The sequence below is a fragment of the Blautia sp. JLR.GB0024 genome (assembly GCF_037000545.1).
GTDB lineage: Bacteria > Bacillota > Clostridia > Lachnospirales > Lachnospiraceae > Blautia > Blautia celeris.
Map to the genome: position 1 here is coordinate 776,732 of NZ_JBANBF010000001.1, position 18,102 is coordinate 794,833.

An 18,102-nucleotide genomic window follows, 5' to 3' on the forward strand; every position below is an offset into this window, starting at 1 on the left:
GAGGTAAAAATGAAACACCAGGATATCATTCAAAAAATGACAATAGAGGAAAAAGCCGCATTCTTAAGCGGAAAAGGGGAGTGGGATTCCCGAGATATCTCCCGTCTTGGAATTCCTTCGGTTTTCTGTTCAGACGGGCCTCACGGTATCCGAAAGCAGGCAGGAGCAGGAGATCATCTGGGGTTAAATGAATCTCTTCCGGCTACCTGTTTCCCAACCGCGGCAGCCATCGCGAACAGTTGGAATCCGGAACTGGGAAAGGAAATCGGGGAAGCGCTTGGCAGGGAGGCACTGGCACTTAATGTACAGGTATTATTAGGACCTGGACTGAATATCAAGCGAAGTCCTCTCTGCGGCAGAAACTTTGAGTATTTTTCCGAAGATCCTTTTCTGACAGGAAAGATGGCGGCTGCTTATATTCAGGGAATCCAGAGCCAGGGAATTTACGCCTGTCCCAAACATTTCGCAGTAAACAGCCAGGAGCTTCGGCGGATGGCTATGAATGCGGTAGTGGATGAAAGAACGCTTCGGGAAATTTACCTTACCGGATTTGAAATTGCCGTAAAAGAAGGCAGGGCCAAAGCCATTATGTCCAGCTATAATCAGGTAAACGGAATATATGCCAATGAAAATCAGCATTTACTCCAGGAGATTTTGCGCAAAGAGTGGGGATTTGATGGAATTGTCGTTACAGACTGGGGTGGTTCCAATGACCATGTAAAAGGGGTAAAAGCAGGTTCAAACCTGGAAATGCCAGCCCCCGGCCTGGATTCGGCAAGACAGATTGCAGCTGCAGTTGAGGAAGGAAGCCTGACCCGAGAGGAGCTGGATACTTGCGTTGACCAACTGCTGGATGCAGTGCTGGAACTGCGTGAAAACAGCAAAATAAAGAGGGAAAGCTTTGAACAGAAAGAGCATCACTGCCTTGCAAGGAAAGCAGCAGCGGAAAGCGCAGTCCTGTTAAAAAACAGAGATCATATCCTGCCGTTGAAGCCAGGTTGCAAGGTGGCAGTGATTGGAGATTTTGCAAAGGAGCCGCGTTACCAGGGTGCCGGTTCCTCAGTGGTGAATCCGACATTCGTGGAAACCATTGAAAAAGTAATTCCCGGCTATGACTTACGTGTGGCCGGAGTGGTCGGAGGCTATCGGCGGTCGGGAGAGGCAGATGAGGCTTTGAAGAAAGAAGCATTAGACCTGGCGGCAGGTGCAGATGTTGTCCTTTATTGCTTTGGACTGGATGAACTCAGTGAATCCGAAGGTCTGGACAGGACACATATGAGGATTCCCCAGAATCAGATTGAACTTTTACAAGCCCTTTTACAGGTAAATGAAAATATTGTAGGAATTTTGAGTGCCGGTGCCGCCATAGAAATGCCCTGGCAGACCTGCTGTAAGGCAATCCTTCATGGATATCTGTCCGGGCAGGCAGGTGCAGGTGCCTTGCTGGACATTCTGGCAGGTAAGGTGAATCCATCCGGAAGGCTTGCAGAGAGCTATCCCTTACGGTATGAAGATACACCGGCTTTCCGGCATTTCCCAAGTACAGAGCGCAACTCAGAGTACAGGGAGAGCATATATGTAGGATACCGGTATTATGACACCAGTATGGTGCGGGTACAATATCCCTTTGGTTATGGATTGTCCTATACAGAGTTTCTGTATTCTGATTTAAAAGTTAATACAGACGGAATCACAGCGAAGATTACAAATGCAGGAGACCGGGATGGAGCAGAAGTGGTGCAGATGTATGTAGGGCTTCCCAATGCCATTGTATTTCGTCCTGCCAAAGAACTGAAAGGCTTTGCAAAGATATTCTTAAAAGCAGGGGAAAGCAAAGAGGTACGGATTCCCTTTGATGATAAGACCTTCCGTTATTGGAATGTAAAAACAAATCGATGGGAAGTGGAGATGGGGACTTACAAAATCATGGTCGGGGCAAGCGTCAGTGACATCCGGCTGGAAGGGGAAATAGAGGTGGAAGGCACCACAACAGCATATCCCTATAATCCGCAGGAAATGCCATACTATTATACTGGGATTGTACAGCAGATATCAGATAAGGAATTTGAGACACTTCTTGGAGAGTCTATTCCGGATGGAAGATGGGGCGGGGAATTGACAGCAAATGACGCAATCTGCCAGATGTACTATGCGAAGAGTAGGATTGCCAGATTCATTTATAACCGTCTGACAAGTATTAAGAAAAAAAGTGAAGAAAAAGGGAAACCGAATCTGAATATTTTGTTTATCTATAACATGCCATTTCGCGCCCTGGCAAAGATGACAGCAGGTGCAGTCAGTATGGACATGGTAGAGGGGATTGTGGAAGTTGTGAATGGACATTTTGTGAAGGGGATGGGAAAAGTAATCGGTGGATTCTTTCAAAACAGGAAAGCAAACAAGGTTTATGAGAAAAAATTATCTGGTGGGAAAGGAGCAGAAGAATGAGCCAGTTAAAAGAAAAATGGATGAAAGCGTGGAGGGGATTTGAAAAAAAGCACCCCCGGTTATCGAAATGGATATATCAGATTTTTTACTTCTTTGTGTTCAGCATGATGGTTACGGTATTCCAATATCTTGTGTTCACATTTATGCCGGGAATGTTAGGAAAAGACCTTGCCGGGACAGAGTTTATGTGGCCGCAGAAGGAACTGCATCTTTTAGGCGTTGATTTCACCTGGAGTCTGCTTGGATATAACGTGCTCTATGATGCATCCGGGGCGGTGCTGATTGGAGGGGGGTTAGGATATTTTATCAGCTACGAGGTTGGTTCATTCCTGGCCCAGTGTATTAATTTTCCGCTGCAGAGAAACATCACATTTAAGAGCAAAGGGAATCCGGTGTATCAGGCCATGTGGTATTTCATCGCATGGATTGTGATTTCCCTTATCTGCAACGGTTTTAATAACCTGTGGATGCCCATTGCATCTGCCTATGTAGCTCCTGCAGTGTATAATGTGCTGGTAACATTTATCACAGGCGGGGTGTCCATGATTATATTCTTCTTTGTGTTTAAGATTATCTTTCCAGAAGGGGAAACAAAAAAGGAATCATGATACGGAGGAAAAACAGATGAAGGTCTTGTCAATTGTAGTTCCCTGTTATAATTCGGAAAATTATATGGAGAATTGTATCCATTCTCTGCTGACCGGAGGCTCGGAGGTGGAAATCATTATTGTAGATGATGGTTCCACCGACCAAACAGGAGAAATCGCGGACAAATATGCAGCGGCTTATCCGAATATTGTAAAAACAGTCCATCAGGAAAATGGCGGTCATGGCGAAGCTGTGAATACCGGACTGCGCCATGCGCAGGGGCTGTTTTTCAAAGTAGTTGACAGTGATGACTGGGTATCTATATCCGCCTACAGGGAAGTAATGAAAACACTGGAAAATCTTGCCGGTGAGCAGCAGATGGTTGATATGGTAATCAGTAATTTTGTATATGAGAAAGAAGGAGCAAGGCACAAAAAGGCCATCCGTTATAGAAGTGCATTCCCTCAGAACAGGATATTTACATGGGATGAAGTGAAGTTTTTAAGAAAAGGGCAGTATATCTTAATGCATTCTGTTATTTTCCGGACAAAGTTATTGCGGGAATGCCGACTGCAATTACCGGAGCATACCTTTTATGTGGACAATATATTTGTCTATCATCCACTGCCATTCGTAAAGACCATGTATTATTTGAATGTGGATTTTTACAGGTACTACATAGGCCGGGAGGATCAGTCTGTCAATGAGAGTGTCATGATTCAAAGAATCGACCAGCAGTTGAAAGTTAATTACTATATGATGGATGATTATATTCTTTCCAGGGAAATCACAAACATGAAATTGCGCCACTATATGCGTAATTATCTGGAGATTATTACGGTAGTATCCTCCATTATGCTGATTCGTTCTAAAACAGCGGAAAGTCTGGAGAAAAAATATGAATTGTGGAATTATCTGAAAGAAAATGACAGAAAGACTTATTATTGGATGAAATGGAGCGTACTTGGAAGAAGCATGAATCTGCCTGGCAAAAGCGGACGAAAAATTTCAGAAATGGCCTATTGTCTGGCACAAAAATTCGTGGGATTTAATTAAGAAATAGAAGAAAGGTGAAAAAATACGAATGACAACTTCGATGTATATAAAACTGCCGTCCATTGATGTGGTAAAAAAATTTGTAAATGATTTATCTAAAATGAATGGGGATTTTGACTTGGTTTCAGGACGATATGTAATAGATGCAAAATCTATTATGGGAATTTTTAGCCTGGATTTGACGAAACCGCTGCAGCTTAACATTGCAGAAGCAGAAGAATGTGATATAGAAAAACTAAAAAAATATTGTTAAGAATGTCATTACACTCATCTGGATTATGGCGCATTTCAGTTTAGAAATTGTTTATCGTTTTTTGCGGAATCTTTTAACATTATCCGCTATGATGATAGAAAAATAATAAGATATATTCATTCCTTGATATAGGCTATCAGGTACAGTGAAGAAAGATAAGGAGTGCTGGGAAGATTGACAATTAAGAAAAAAATCAGGCTGTCAAATGTTCTGATGGTTCTAATTCCAATTTTGTTTACAGCAATTGTGATTATGATGTGCATCAATACATCTTTGGGAAGTTATTGGCATACGTTGGTGTCCATGTACAATGACGAGAACGGAGTACAGTTTGCCCAGAGCCTGATGTACAACTATCAGCAGGAACTTTGGGATTTTAACTGGGTGCTGTGTACAGAGCCGGATGAGGACGGGCAAATCTGCCAGAGTGCGGAGATGACCAGTTTGGGAGACGCCATGGAGAGACTGGGCTACCGTTTTATGATTACAAAGGATGGGAAGCAGATTTATTCCAATCTCTCTAAAGAGGATATCCGTATCGGGCGTGAGGTAGCGGGAGAGGCCATAGATTATGCCAAGACACTGACAGCCAGCCGTTATGAGGTGTCTGTCATTAAAAACACCTTCTGGCATGGGGAAAAAGTATTTTGTATCACAGCAATTCATCCGGCGAAAACAGATGGTAAGGCAGTGAATTATATGCAGCGATACTTTTTACGGTACATCTTTGGAATCATCGCATTTTTTGTTTTGCTGACGATGGTAATCAACGGTATTTTATCGTGGTGGATCTCGAAGAGCATTTTAAACCCACTGAAACTTTTGAGTTTTGGGACAAAAGAAATCCGGGAAGGAAACCTGGATACAAAAATGCAGTATGACAAAAAGGATGAATTTGGAGATGTGTGCAGGGATTTTGATGAGATGCGTGCATATCTAAAAGAATCCGTACAGCAGCGTCTGGAGGATGAGAAGCGGAGAAAAAACCTGATTACAGGAATTTCTCATGATTTGCGCACACCCCTTACCTCAATCAGTGGGTATTTAGACGGCCTTTTGGATGGAATTGCTGATACGCCGGAAAAGAGGATGCGGTATCTGATGGCAATCAAGACAAGGACAGGAACTATGGTAAACCTGGTAGAGAACCTTTCTGAATATAGCAGATTAGACAGGAGATTCCGTTACCATATGCAGGTGGTGGATCTGAAGGAGTATGTGCACCAGTATCTGGAGATGGAAAAAGCAGATACAGAGCAGCAGAAGACGGAGATAGAGTTCAGATGTGGAAAAGGCAGCTATCTTGTTCGGTTGGACGCTAAGGAATTTAAGAGGATTTTTGATAATCTATCTACAAATACAGTGAAATACCGATGTAAAGAAACTTCCAGAGTACTGATTTCTATGAAATTGACATTGGATGGAAAATGGGCAGAGATTGTGTTCCAGGACGATGGGCCGGGTGTACCGGAAGAAAGTCTGGGAAAAATTTTTGACAGCTTTTACCGGGTGGATGATTCCAGGAATAAGACGGAAAAAGGAAGCGGAATCGGACTTGCGGTTGTACGGGAAATTATTCTCGGACATGGTGGGCAGGTATGGGCGGAAAACAGAGGAGGTCTGGCGGTAATCATACATCTTCCATTATACACGGAGGATAAAGGCAGTAAATAAGAAATAATAGTTCAGGAAGATAAGGAAATAGGAGGCAGTGGATGGAACGGGTATTGATTATAGAAGATGATGAACTGATTGCAGAGCTTGAGCGGGATTATCTGGAAGCCAGTGGCTATGAGACAGAACTGGCTCTTGATGGACTGATTGGAGAAAAAATGGCAGAAACGGGACATTATGATACCATTCTCCTGGACATCATGCTGCCGGGAAAGACAGGATTTGACATATGCCGGGAGCTGCGACGGAATATGAAGGTTCCCATTATCATGGTGACGGCGAAAAAAGAGGATATTGATAAAATCAGAGGACTTGGCCTGGGGGCAGATGATTACCTGGTGAAACCCTTCAGCCCTGCGGAGCTTGTGGCGAGGGTGAAATCCCATATCAATATCCATAATCTTCTGCTGGAGGGTACCAGTGCAAAGAAGCAGGAAACCGAACGGGAAATTACTTATGGAAACCTGCGCATCCTGACTAAATCCAGAAGGGTGTATCTGGACGGGGAGGAGATTGTGCTGGTAAATAAGGAATTCGAACTTCTTGTGTTCCTTGCGGAAAATCCAAACATTGTTTTTTCCAAGGATACCCTGTTTGACCGGGTGTGGGGCATGGACTCCTTTGGAGACGTGGCGACTGTTACGGTTCATGTGAACCGTCTTAGGGATAAACTGGGGAAGAACCATGCAAAGGCACAATTTATTGAAACTGTCTGGGGAGCCGGATACCGATTTCGGATTGATTAAAAAAGGTGAAAATTCAGATAAGCTGGCAGCCAATGAATAAAGGCTGCCGTTTTTATTATAATAGAAAATAACTATACAAAAATACAAAACATAAGTATTTGCTATTGAAATACTCATGCGATAAGATAAAAACATAGAACGACAAAAGAAAGCTTTGTTGAGAAATATGCAAGAATTCGTTTATAAATTGTTTAGGTTTCTGTTAGAGCCATGTTATCCAGGCTGTATATAGTAAATGCAGATAAAACAAAGAAATAAAAAGTGACAGGGAGCGAAAAGATATGAAGAAAAAAATACTTACCGTTCTTCTCTGCTCGGCAGTTCTGGCAGGAATCTTGTCGGGCTGTGGCAGAAACAGTCAGGCAGAGTCATCAGAAACAAAAAACAGTGACACAGCAAAAAACAGCGGTCAGGAATCAGAAGCAAGCTTAGGTGGAATCAGAATCACACCCACAGAGGAAATCCAGGAGCTTAAGGATGGATTGTCCGTTGTCCGGTATGAAGGGAGCTATGGATTTACGGAGTTTCTGGAACAGGGCGGCGCTGCGGATGATGTGGAAGTGGCAGAATACCTGATGGAAAACATCTCATCAGGGGGATGGAAGCTCCTCTTTGGAGAAAATCCTTTCGGCTGCAGCACCTTATCTGTAGCAGGTGAAGACGGAGGTTATCTGTTTGGGAGAAATTTTGACTGGAATACCTGTGACGGACTGATCGTCAGTGCAAGGCCAGAAGAGGGGTATGCATCCGTTTCCACAGTGAACCGGGATTTCATATCCGCAAGCGGCGTGGAGCTCTCCAGGCTGCCGGACAATATACAGGCGATGATTGCATTGTATGCACCCCTGGACGGGATGAATGAACAGGGACTGGCGGTGTCAGTCAATATGATACAGGATTCTGTAAGCATCAGCCAGAATACGGATAAGCCGGATATCACCACTACCACAGCGGTACGTCTCCTGTTAGACCGTGCGGCAGATGTAGAGGAAGCGGTAGAGCTGCTTGGGCAGTATGATCTTCATGCATCTATGGGAATGATGATTCATTTTGCACTGGCAGACGCACAGGGAAACAGTGTGGTAGTGGAATACATCAACAATGAAATGTCAGTGGTGGAAACGCCTGCTGTAACAAACTTTTATCTGACAGAAGGGGAGAAATACGGAATCGGAACCAGACAGTCCCATGAACGGTACGATATTTTGATGGAACGGCTGACTGACCAGGAAACCATGACAGAGACAGAGGTAAGGAATGCTTTGGACAGCGTAAGCAAGGATAACTTTGACGAGTTTGAGTCTACGGAGTGGAGCATTGTCATGAATCAGGAAACAAAGGAACTGACCTACTTCCACAGAGAAAATTATGAGAATGGATATACCATTGCTGTAGAATAGGAGGAAGCTATGAATTATATAAAAACACTGATGGATCTCTATAAACTGAAAAAGCATACCAGACTGAATCCGGAACAGATACATAAGTTTCAGAATGAAAAGCTGAAAAAACTGCTCCACCATGCCTGGGAGCATTCGAATTATTACCGAAGAACATTTGAGAAAGCGGGAATTACGGAAGAAGAATTAGATACCCTGCCCTTGTCATGCTTTCCAACTATCAGTAAAAGGGAGCTGCTGGAACATTTTAACGAGCTGGTGACGGATAGGGAACTCATGCAGGAAGAACTCAGGGCATTTGATGAGCAGGCGGAAGTTAACAGAAAACCCTATAAGGGGAAATACCATGTGGTGCATTCTTCTGGAAGCACCGGAAAACCAGGTTATTTTGTTTATGACGAAAACGCATGGAATCATATGCTCCTTGGCATCATCCGGGCAGCCCTGTGGGACATGTCCATGTGGGAAATCATAGGGCTGCTTCTGAAAAGACCCAGAATCGTGTACATCGCAGCCACCAGCGGGCGGTACGGAGGGGCCATGGCGGTAGGGGATGGTATTGACGGCGTGGGAGCCAGCCAGATGTATTTAGACATCAATGAGCCGCTGGAGGAGTGGGTTACGAAGCTTGGGGAGTTTCAGCCTAACATTGTAATCGGATACCCTTCCGCCATCAAAATCATGGCGGAACTTATGGAGAAGGACAAGATTCATGTGAATGTGAAACGGGTCATCTCCTGTGGGGAACCTCTTGGGGCTTCTCTTCGCAGTTACCTGGAAAAGATATTCAATGCACCAGTGGTTAACTTTTATGGTTCCAGCGAATCCCTGGCTCTTGGGGTGGAGATGAACCCGGCGGAGGGGATGCTGCTCTTTGACGACCTGAATATTATCGAGGTGGAGAATGGACAGATGTACCTAACCTGCCTGTATAACTATACCCAGCCGCTGATTCGTTATCGTCTGACAGACACCCTGACGCTGGCGGCGGCCGGGGAAGGGGCTGCTTATCCATTTACCAGGGCAGTAGGGCTTTTGGGAAGAGATGAGGACATTCTCTGGTTTGAGGATGGGGAAGGAAATGAGGAATTCCTGCATCCGCTGGCAATCGAGGGATTTTGTATTGACGGCCTGAAGGATTACCAGTTTCGGAAGACCGCAAAGGATGTCTTTGAGATGTATGCGCAGACGACTGCGGGGATTTCCAGGGAACGAATACGGGCAGAAATGTTAAAGGAAATGCACAGGATTCTGAAGGACAAGGGGCTTGGCTTTGTACAGTTTTACGTGAACTTTGTAGATGAAATTCAGCCGAATCCTAAGACGGGTAAGAAGTCCCTGATACTGACTTAACAGGAGGAAATGTGATATGAAAAAGATACTGCTGCAGGGCAGAAAAATTAGCCGCGCATTCAGCCAGGGGGGTGTAAGTAATCAGGTTCTGGACCATGTGGATGTAGACATCTATGAGAAAGATTTTACGATTATCATGGGTTCCTCAGGGGCGGGAAAATCTACCCTGCTGTACGCCTTAAGCGGCATGGATAAAATAAATGACGGGAAGGTAATGTACCGTGATATGGAAATCAGCCGGCTAAGGGAGGCACAGATGGCGAAGATACGTGCCCGGGAGTTTGGATTTGTGTTCCAGCAGACGCATCTGGTAAGCAATCTTACGCTTTTTGAAAATGTTTTAGTAGCAGGTTATGTAAGTGGAAAGGAAAGCCCTAAGAAGGTGCAGGAGCAGGCAGCAAACCTTCTTGAGCAGATGGGGGCGGCAAAAGCAAAGGACCGTCTTCCATCCCAGGTATCCGGAGGCGAGGCGCAGCGGGCTGCCATTGCCAGGGCAATGATTGGAAAGCCGGGTATTCTGTTTGCGGACGAGCCTACAGGTGCCTTGAATAAAGCCAATACCACGGAGGTCTTAAACCTGCTTACGGAACTGAACCGGCAGGGGCAGAGCATCCTCATGGTGACCCACGATATGCGCTGTGCAGCAAGAGGGAACCGCATTTTGTATCTGGAGGATGGAAAAGTGACGGATGAACGGAAGCTGCCGGATTACAGTGAACTGGAAGAAAAAAAACGGGAAAATGAAGTGAGTCAGTGGCTTGCAGGACTGCAATGGTAAGGGAGGGAAGCGAAAGGTGGAAAATAAGATAATTCTCCGGGCAGGAATGAAAAAACATAAAGGAAGCCTGCTTGGGATTGCAGTTCTTCTGTTTTTTGCAGCACTTTCCCTATGCACAGTCCTGACGGTATACCTTCAGGGAAACCGATATATCCATTCAGAGCTTACACGCACCGGATTTGGCACCATTACCGCATGGGTATCCGGGGTACCGGACATGGATGGACTGGCGGAAAGCCTCCGGGGGCAGGAAGGCGTGGAAACGGTAACGGTACAGAACCTTGTTTTCAGCGATTATAAAGGAAACGGTATCAAATCTGACAGTGAAGGACAGCTCATCCCATGGCAGGAGGAAAGCGGACCGTACCGGTTTTTTCGTGATGATCTGTCGGGTTATGGGCAGACACCTGGGGAAATTGCTGAGAGGGAAATCTATGTATCGCCATCTATGAAGTCAATCTTACATACAGATATTGGGGATACGATTACGTTTTCTATTGCCAGAAGCAAAGTGGATGTAAGCTTTACTGTGGCAGGATATTACGAAGACCCGGCTATGGGAAGCACCATGATTGGAATGAAAGGATTTCTGATTGCACCGTCTGCTTATGAACAGATTGTCCGGATCATAGACGCAGAAGGCGCGGATGCGTTGGCAAAAAACGGTGCCATGCTCCATATCACAGCGGACCAGGCTTCCGGGCTTACCATATCGGAATTGAGCCGCAGGCTGAATGCGGATACGCCTCTTTCCCAGTATACGGAATTTACCCACAGCTCAGATACCATGGAATCTTTTATGGGAATCCTGCAGAATGCCTTCTGTGGCCTGCTGGCGGCTTTTGCAGTCGTGCTTCTGGGCGTGGCATTTGTAATACTGGGACACAGCATATCCAGCATCATTGAGCAGGACTGGAAAAACCTAGGGATACTGAAAACAGTAGGAATGACGGGCAGACAACTGGTACGTCTACAGGAATTCCAGTATCTCTTTAGTGTGGTGATGGGGCTGGGGGCTGGAGTCCTTGGTGCTGTACCGGTGGCAGGAGTGGTGAGCCGGGTGATGATTACCACTTCTGGCATCTTGATACGGACGGGGCTTCCCATTCTGCCAGTGATAGAAATCTTTGTGGGACTGACCTTTTTGCTTGCCTTGTTTACTGCAGTAAGGCTTCGGGCCATCCATTCGATTTCCCCGATAGGGGCAATCCGGGGAGAAACCAGAATGAAAGCTGTGGTGGACAAGAGAAAGCGTGGAAATGTTTTATCCCCTATCCGGGCAAGGGGACTTATGTTTTCCCTGGCACTGAGACAGCTCCTGTCTGGAAAGCGGCGCTATATCAGTGCCTGTATGGTGGCAGCGCTGCTGGTATTTTTTGCATCTCTGGCGGGGAGAATGAACGACTGGCTTGGACCGGACGGCCAGGGGATGATGGATGCCTTTAACCCGGCAGACCTTGATCTGGGAATCCAGGTCCTTGGGGAACTGGAATGGCAAGAAATGGAGCGGACGGTTAGAAGCCACAGTGAAATTATAGACATTTATGAACTTGCAATGCCCAGTGTCTCTGTAAATGGAACGAACTATACAGCAAATGTGATCACAGAGCCGGGACGCTTCCATATCAGCCGGGGGCAGACCAGCCGGACTGATGATGAAGTGGTGCTTACAGAGGTACTGGCCCGTGATTTGGGAGTAGATATCGGGGATACGGTCAGCATCCGGGGCGATATCGGGACAAAAGAGTTTACCGTTTCAGGCATTTACCATTGTGCCAATGATATGGGAGCGAATCTTGGGATGAGCAGGGAAGGGTATCTTTCCATCGGCAGCGATGACCAAAAGCTCTGGTGCCGCCATTATTTCCTGGCGAATCCATCCCAGAAACAGGTAGTCACAGAAAGTCTGGAGAAGGCTTATGGTGGAGATGTACATGTCCATGAAAACATCTGGCCCGGTCTGTTGGGAATCATCAGAGCTATGCATATGCTGCTACTATTTATGTATGGGATGAGCGCCGTATTTATCGGTATCGTGACTGTTATGACAGGTACAAGGATTCTGGATGCAGAACAGAAGGACCTGGGAATTTACAGAGCGATTGGATGTGATTCTCGAAGTCTTCGGATGATGTTCGCGCTTCGGTTTGGGACTGTGGCGACAGCCGGAGCGGTCATGGGAACGGTTTTGGCGGCCTTTTTGACAGAGCCTTTGGTGTCTGCGGTCATGCGGCTTGCAGGAATCAGTAACTTTTCCTCTGCTCCGTCCCCCGGAACCATACTGATGCCGGGAGTTGTGGTAGTTGTGTTGTTTCTGGTGTTTGCCTACCTGGTGTCAGGGAAACTGAAGCATGGAGACATGTCCGTATTAACAGCGGATTAGGAAGATAAAAAGACATGTATGCACGGGTTCGTGCGGAAAGGATGAGGAAAATGAAACAGAACAAAGTGAAAAAAATGATAGGGACAATGGCGATGATAGTAGCAGCGACAGAACTGCTGGCAGGCTGCGGGAACAGTGAAGAAAGGAGCGCAGAAATGGCCGCGCAATCCCAGGCGGTGGAGGATAGTGCCTCAGAAAATAGCAGCGCAGACAGTGAGGGCATGGAAACAGAAACAGCAGCCTTGTCTATGGAACTGGAAGTGCGGTTTGGGGATTCCGGAGAGCCATTTGAGATGCACATGGAAAACAATGAGACTGCTCAGGCAATCGTCCGTTATGTGGGGACATCTGACTGGCGGCTTCCAATCTATGACAGGGATGATGATGTGGACTATTCTGTGATGGAATACTATGACATTCCAAGCAGATATGAGATCCCTGCCAGCCCGAAAACAGTCACAGAAGCGAAAGCAGGAGATGTATTCTACTCCGACCCCAACCGTATTGTACTGTTTTATCATGATGCAGAGATTTCCGAAGAGTATGTTAAGATTGGAACCTTTGATGCGACAGATGAGTTTATCAGCGCAGTGGAAAACAACCCGGTGCTGGAAGGATGGGGAAATAAGATTATTCAGATAGCGCAGCCATAAACCAGCAAAAATAGTTAGGGCGCAGGGTCAGGTCACATTGGAAAAAGGTTAAAGGCTGAGCTTAATTGCATAATAAAAAACTATTATATTTCATAATATATAAGTATTTGTTATTGAAAAGACTGAGTGATAAGATAAATACAGAAACAGGAATTGAGAAATAAGAACTTAATTCAAGGAGGAAGTTAAGATGAATACAGCAAAAATGGAAACAGGAAGAAAAGTAAACCAGGCATATCTGACAGGGGAGCGTCCATTGTTTGGAGAGAAAGATCTGTTGGTTACGGATACCATCTTTGATGCAGGGGAATCACCGCTAAAGGAAAGCAGCGATGTTGAATTGCGAAACAGTATGTTCAAGTGGAAATATCCGCTGTGGTATGCAAAAAACATTGTGGCAGAGGACTGTACATGGTTCGAGATGGCACGTGCGGGAGTATGGTATACAGATAACCTGGAGGTGAGAAATGCGGTAATCGAGGCCCCAAAGAATTTCCGACGATGTCATGGGCTGTCACTGGAACACGTTTCCCTTCCCAATGCGGCGGAGACACTGTGGAGCTGTGATGGCGTGATGATGAAGGATGTTATGGCAAAAGGAGACTACTTTGCCATGAACAGCCAGAACATGAAGATTGACGGTTTCGAGCTGGTAGGCAATTATTCCTTCGACGGTGCGAAGAACGTGGAAATCCATAATGCAAAGATGCTTTCCAAGGATGCCTTCTGGAACAGTGAGAATGTGACAGTCTACGATTCCTTTATCTCCGGAGAATACCTGGGATGGAATGCGAAAAACCTGACGCTGATCAACTGCACCATCGAAAGTCTTCAGGGAATGTGCTATATCGAAAACCTTGTAATGAAAAATTGCAGGCTGCTCAACACCACCCTTGCTTTCGAATATTCTACAGTGAATGTGGAAATCCAGGGAAGAGTGGACAGCGTACTGAATCCCGCAGGCGGCACCATCCGTGCAGATGCTATCGGGGAACTGATTCTGGAAAAGGATAAGATTGATCCGGCAAAAACAGAAATTGTCTGTGGCGACATTACTCGTGAGTTGGAACATATGTGCGCTTAAAGCATTATATGACGGAGGTTTAAAGGCAGATATGGCACTTTTTCTACTTCGTGGAATCTTGATTGGGCTTTTCTTTGGGGTTCCGGCAGGTGCGGTGGGAGCCATGACCGTGCAGCGTACTTTCCGGTATGGAGTACGGGCAGGGCTGATCACTGGACTTGGCTCTTCTGTAGCGGACTGCTTCTACGCATGTGTTGGGGCTTTTGGTCTGACGTTGATTTCTGATTTCTTGTTGAAAGGGCAGGATATCATCCATTGTGTGGGAGGATGTCTGATTCTTGTAATGGGAATCGGCCTGCTGTTCAAAAAGGATAAGGACAGCCAAAGAATAGCAGAAACATCTGATTTTTTGAAGATGTTTTTATCCTCCTTTGCAGTAGGAATTACCAATCCGGCGGTAATTCTTACGTTTCTTCTGGCTTTCTCCTGGTTTGGGATTACGGGAGAGATGGGATTGGCAGAAGGGATTTCACTGGTATGCGGGGTATTCCTGGGAACTTATATCTGGTGGGGAACTTTAACCGCAGGAACAGAAAGGCTGAAGAAAAAAACAAAACAGATGAATCTGATGAAAATAAATCAAATCTTTGGAGGGATCCTGGCTCTGCTTGGCACAGTCATTCTGGTCAGCTTTTTTATATAGAAAAAAGGAACAGGAGAGGCATTTTAGAAAATTTTAGCAATTCAGAAGTGAAAAGAATGGAGCGTGTTAAGATGAGAAAAAGCGGTATGGCTATTTTCCTTTTAGGCGCCTGTGTATTGATGCTGGCCGCCTGTGGAAATGAGACAGAGCATAGGGAGAAAACTCAGCACTACATTACTGAAACAGATACAAGGAATCTTCTCGAAGAAACAGAAGAGGAAAATGGGAAGACAGGAGATATACAAATGCAGAAAATGATAGTTGAAGTAAGTGGACAGCGGTTTGAGGCAGACCTATTTGATAATGAAACAGTGCAGGCTCTGCGGGATAGGCTGCCAATGACAATAAACATGGAGGAACTGCACGGGAATGAAAAATATGATTATCTGGATGAGGAACTTCCTTCAAATCCTGAAAATATAGGTAGTATCAAAACGGGGATATCATGTTGTTTGGCTCTGATTGTATTGTTCTGTTTTTCAAGGACTTTGATACTTCTTACAACTACACCCGGATTGGTCATATAAAAGATGAAGCAGGTTTTGCCAATGCTTTGTCAGGCGGTACTGTAGAAGTAACTTTTGGGGCAGGAGAGTAGGAGAAAAGATAATGGAATTTAATTTTGATGACATGATTGAACGCAGAAATACAGGCTCCATGAAATGGGATGTGAAGGAACGGGAATTGCCCATGTGGGTTGCAGACATGGATTTTCGGACAGCTCCCCAAATTATAGAAAGCATTATGGAAAGGGCAAAGCAGGGGGTTTTTGGATATACAATACTGACAGATGAATGGTACCAGGCATACCAGAACTGGTGGAGTAAACGTCATCGTTTTGAAATAGAAAAAGAATGGCTGATATTCTGTACCGGTGTCGTGCCAGCCATTTCCAGTATCGTTCGGAAGGTCACTACAGTTGGGGAGAATATTTTGGTAATGACACCGGTATATAATATATTTTTTAATTCAATATTAAATAATGGAAGAAATGTACTGGAAAACCGGCTTAAATACGATGGAACACAATATCAGATTGATTTTGAAGATTTGGAAGAGAAACTTTCTAACCCTCAGACAACCCTTCTAATTTTGTGTAATCCACACAATCCTGTAGGAAAGGTATGGGACCGTGAAACACTGCAAAGAATTGGAGACTTATGCGCAAAATATCACGTTTTCGTTCTGTCAGATGAAATTCATTGTGACCTTACAAAGCCAGGTTTGGATTATATACCGTTTGCTTCGGTATCTGACAGCTGCCGAAACAACAGCATCACTTGTGTAGCACCCACAAAAGCTTTTAACCTGGCAGGAATCCAGACGGCTGCTGTCATTGTTCCAGAGCAGAATCTGAGATATAAGGTTAATAGGGGATTAAATACCGATGAAGCGGCAGAACCCAATGTATTTGCTGCTATCGCACCCATTGCAGCCTTTTCTTATGGAGGAGGGTGGCTGGATGCTCTACGCAGGTATCTGTGGGAAAACAGAACTTTTGCTGAGGAATATATTAAAAAGGAAATCAAAAGCATCTCTCCTGTTTCCGCTAATGCAACCTACCTGCTTTGGCTCGACTGTCGAAAGGTGATTGGAAGTTCTTCAGAATTCTGCAGATTTATCCGTAGTCACAGCGGCCTTTATCTGTCAGACGGAAACGAGTATCGTAGTGGAGAAGGATTTCTGCGGATGAATCTTGCCTGTCCAAGACGGCAGATTGAGGATGGACTTAAGCGTTTAAAGGATAGTGTAGCAGCTTATGAGGAATGGGTAAGTAGACAGTGTTAAATAGCCTGTTTATTGGTAAACCAGAAGCAGAGCAGATGGGAAGGTGAAAATTTTTTGAAAAACATAGTAAAAAAAGTAATATTTACCATACTGATTGTGTTGGCGGTTTTGATATTGGCAGTGGGGCTGTTTCTGATTTTTTGGCCTGCGTTAGGAAAGAATCCATCCAGAGAACAAAAAGAGACGTATAGCAAACGTACAGATTCATTTTATAATAATGTTTTTCATACACCAGAAAAATTTCAGCTTATTGTAGATACAAACGATGGAATTAGTAATAATAAAGCAGAGCTGGTTCCGGAGGGAATAATACCGGTAAAGAAAGTGAAGGAACTGTCAGAAGTCAATAAAGATGTGTTAACTGTCACATGGTTTGGCCATTCTACATCCCTACTGCAGATTCATGGTATGAATGTATTTGTAGACCCAATACTTAGCGAATATTCCTCGCCCGTAGGATTTGCGGGGGCAAAGCGGATGGCTGAAGTTCCAATGACTGCTGATAATCTGCCTCAGATTGATGTATTGTTAATTTCCCATGATCACTATGATCATTTAGATTACCGAACCATTAAAGATATAGATGAAAAAGTAAAAAACTACTGTGTTCCCCTCGGAGTAGAAAACCATTTAATAAGGTGGGGAGTAAATCCGGATAAGATACACACAATGGCTTGGTGGGAAGATACAGAAATTGAAGGTCTTACCATTTCCTCAACGCCGGGGCAGCACTATTCGGGAAGACTTCCGTGGGGAAATAACCAGACGCTATGGTGTGGATACTATCTGCAGGATGAATACCATAAGGTTTATTATACCGGAGATACTGGATATGGAGAGTTTTTAAAAAAAATACGGGAAAAGTATGGGGAACCAGAACTTATTCTGTCCGAGGATGGTCAGTATGATTCGGAGTGGCCATATTGTCATATGAATCCTAAAGAGGTACTGAAAGCAGCAGAGGATGTGGGAGCAAGTTGGCTGATACCGGTTCATTGGGCTGGTTTTACACTTTCTAGACATAATTGGGATGATCCGGTGGAACAGATAACAACATTGGCTACAAATTCGCAAGTTTCGGTGTCAACTCCACGCATCGGGGAGACTGTTAATTTCGCATATATAGAAAAATATCAGGAAAAATGGTGGCAGGAGGTGAAGTAATAGTAAATCTAATTAAGCATTATCAATCGATATAAATCTTTTTATGATTTGGGAGCGATACAGATAGGGAATACGGAAAAGATAGAAAAGA

The 18,102-nt window shown here is 44.8% G+C and carries 15 protein-coding genes and 1 pseudogene; all 16 read left to right on the forward strand.

What is annotated here, in order from left to right; translation table 11 throughout:
* Positions 1-9: 9 nt before the first annotated feature.
* A complete protein-coding gene (locus V8Q34_RS03545) occupies positions 10-2,448 on the forward strand; it encodes a glycoside hydrolase family 3 C-terminal domain-containing protein (protein ID WP_335834824.1) in 2,439 nt (812 codons plus the stop codon).
* On the forward strand, positions 2,445-3,056 hold the full coding sequence (locus V8Q34_RS03550) for a hypothetical protein (protein ID WP_335834825.1): 612 nt from the start codon (positions 2,445-2,447) through the stop codon (positions 3,054-3,056). The genes V8Q34_RS03545 and V8Q34_RS03550 overlap by 4 nt, the downstream gene beginning before the upstream one ends.
* A gap of 16 nt (positions 3,057-3,072) precedes the next feature.
* Positions 3,073-4,092: a glycosyltransferase family 2 protein gene (locus tag V8Q34_RS03555; protein WP_335834826.1), complete on the forward strand. Its 1,020-nt coding sequence runs from the start codon at positions 3,073-3,075 to the stop codon at positions 4,090-4,092.
* Positions 4,093-4,120: 28 nt separating this feature from the next.
* Positions 4,121-4,345 carry an HPr family phosphocarrier protein gene (locus V8Q34_RS03560; protein WP_335834827.1) on the forward strand — a complete coding sequence of 75 codons (225 nt, stop codon included), beginning with the start codon at positions 4,121-4,123 and terminating at the stop codon, positions 4,343-4,345.
* Positions 4,346-4,519: 174 nt separating this feature from the next.
* On the forward strand, positions 4,520-6,019 hold the full coding sequence (locus tag V8Q34_RS03565; protein WP_335834828.1) for a sensor histidine kinase: 1,500 nt from the start codon (positions 4,520-4,522) through the stop codon (positions 6,017-6,019).
* Between the two features lie 41 nt (positions 6,020-6,060).
* The gene (locus V8Q34_RS03570) at positions 6,061-6,765 is read left to right on the forward strand and encodes a response regulator transcription factor (protein ID WP_335834829.1); all 705 of its coding nucleotides are present in this window, start codon (positions 6,061-6,063) and stop codon (positions 6,763-6,765) included.
* 281 nt (positions 6,766-7,046) lie between these two features.
* Positions 7,047-8,165 carry a carcinine hydrolase/isopenicillin-N N-acyltransferase family protein gene (locus tag V8Q34_RS03575; RefSeq protein ID WP_335834830.1) on the forward strand — a complete coding sequence of 373 codons (1,119 nt, stop codon included), beginning with the start codon at positions 7,047-7,049 and terminating at the stop codon, positions 8,163-8,165.
* 9 nt (positions 8,166-8,174) lie between these two features.
* Positions 8,175-9,518: a phenylacetate--CoA ligase family protein gene (locus tag V8Q34_RS03580; protein ID WP_335834831.1), complete on the forward strand. Its 1,344-nt coding sequence runs from the start codon at positions 8,175-8,177 to the stop codon at positions 9,516-9,518.
* 16 nt (positions 9,519-9,534) lie between these two features.
* Positions 9,535-10,296: an ABC transporter ATP-binding protein gene (locus V8Q34_RS03585; protein ID WP_335834832.1), complete on the forward strand. Its 762-nt coding sequence runs from the start codon at positions 9,535-9,537 to the stop codon at positions 10,294-10,296.
* A gap of 16 nt (positions 10,297-10,312) precedes the next feature.
* Positions 10,313-12,679 (forward strand): ABC transporter permease, encoded by a 2,367-nt coding sequence (locus V8Q34_RS03590; RefSeq protein WP_335834833.1) that lies wholly within the window; start codon positions 10,313-10,315, stop codon positions 12,677-12,679.
* Between the two features lie 50 nt (positions 12,680-12,729).
* The gene (locus V8Q34_RS03595; protein ID WP_335834834.1) at positions 12,730-13,332 is read left to right on the forward strand and encodes a cyclophilin-like fold protein; all 603 of its coding nucleotides are present in this window, start codon (positions 12,730-12,732) and stop codon (positions 13,330-13,332) included.
* A gap of 205 nt (positions 13,333-13,537) precedes the next feature.
* Positions 13,538-14,416, forward strand: a complete 879-nt coding sequence (locus V8Q34_RS03600) for a DUF3737 family protein (protein ID WP_335834912.1) — start codon at positions 13,538-13,540, stop codon at positions 14,414-14,416.
* A 31-nt stretch (positions 14,417-14,447) separates the two neighbouring features.
* The gene (locus V8Q34_RS03605; RefSeq protein WP_335834835.1) at positions 14,448-15,059 is read left to right on the forward strand and encodes a LysE family translocator; all 612 of its coding nucleotides are present in this window, start codon (positions 14,448-14,450) and stop codon (positions 15,057-15,059) included.
* 254 nt (positions 15,060-15,313) lie between these two features.
* Positions 15,314-15,657, forward strand: a pseudogene (locus tag V8Q34_RS27495) (cyclophilin-like fold protein).
* Between the two features lie 11 nt (positions 15,658-15,668).
* Positions 15,669-16,847, forward strand: coding sequence for a MalY/PatB family protein (locus V8Q34_RS03615; RefSeq protein WP_335834837.1), 1,179 nt, complete (start codon positions 15,669-15,671; stop codon positions 16,845-16,847).
* Between the two features lie 54 nt (positions 16,848-16,901).
* Complete coding sequence (locus tag V8Q34_RS03620; protein WP_335834838.1) at positions 16,902-18,011, forward strand: MBL fold metallo-hydrolase; 1,110 nt, start codon at positions 16,902-16,904, stop codon at positions 18,009-18,011.
* The last annotated feature ends 91 nt before the right edge of the window (positions 18,012-18,102 follow it).

Coding starts and splice junctions, on each gene's coding strand:
- V8Q34_RS03560 (WP_335834827.1), top strand. CDS start 4,121: ATGACAACTTCGATGTATATAAAACTGCCGTCCATTGATGTGGTAAAA.
- V8Q34_RS03575 (WP_335834830.1), top strand. CDS start 7,047: ATGAAGAAAAAAATACTTACCGTTCTTCTCTGCTCGGCAGTTCTGGCA.
- V8Q34_RS03570 (WP_335834829.1), top strand. CDS start 6,061: ATGGAACGGGTATTGATTATAGAAGATGATGAACTGATTGCAGAGCTT.
- V8Q34_RS03615 (WP_335834837.1), top strand. CDS start 15,669: ATGGAATTTAATTTTGATGACATGATTGAACGCAGAAATACAGGCTCC.
- V8Q34_RS03585 (WP_335834832.1), top strand. CDS start 9,535: ATGAAAAAGATACTGCTGCAGGGCAGAAAAATTAGCCGCGCATTCAGC.
- V8Q34_RS03545 (WP_335834824.1), top strand. CDS start 10: ATGAAACACCAGGATATCATTCAAAAAATGACAATAGAGGAAAAAGCC.
- V8Q34_RS03555 (WP_335834826.1), top strand. CDS start 3,073: ATGAAGGTCTTGTCAATTGTAGTTCCCTGTTATAATTCGGAAAATTAT.
- V8Q34_RS03595 (WP_335834834.1), top strand. CDS start 12,730: ATGAAACAGAACAAAGTGAAAAAAATGATAGGGACAATGGCGATGATA.
- V8Q34_RS03550 (WP_335834825.1), top strand. CDS start 2,445: ATGAGCCAGTTAAAAGAAAAATGGATGAAAGCGTGGAGGGGATTTGAA.
- V8Q34_RS03605 (WP_335834835.1), top strand. CDS start 14,448: ATGGCACTTTTTCTACTTCGTGGAATCTTGATTGGGCTTTTCTTTGGG.
- V8Q34_RS03580 (WP_335834831.1), top strand. CDS start 8,175: ATGAATTATATAAAAACACTGATGGATCTCTATAAACTGAAAAAGCAT.
- V8Q34_RS03600 (WP_335834912.1), top strand. CDS start 13,538: ATGGAAACAGGAAGAAAAGTAAACCAGGCATATCTGACAGGGGAGCGT.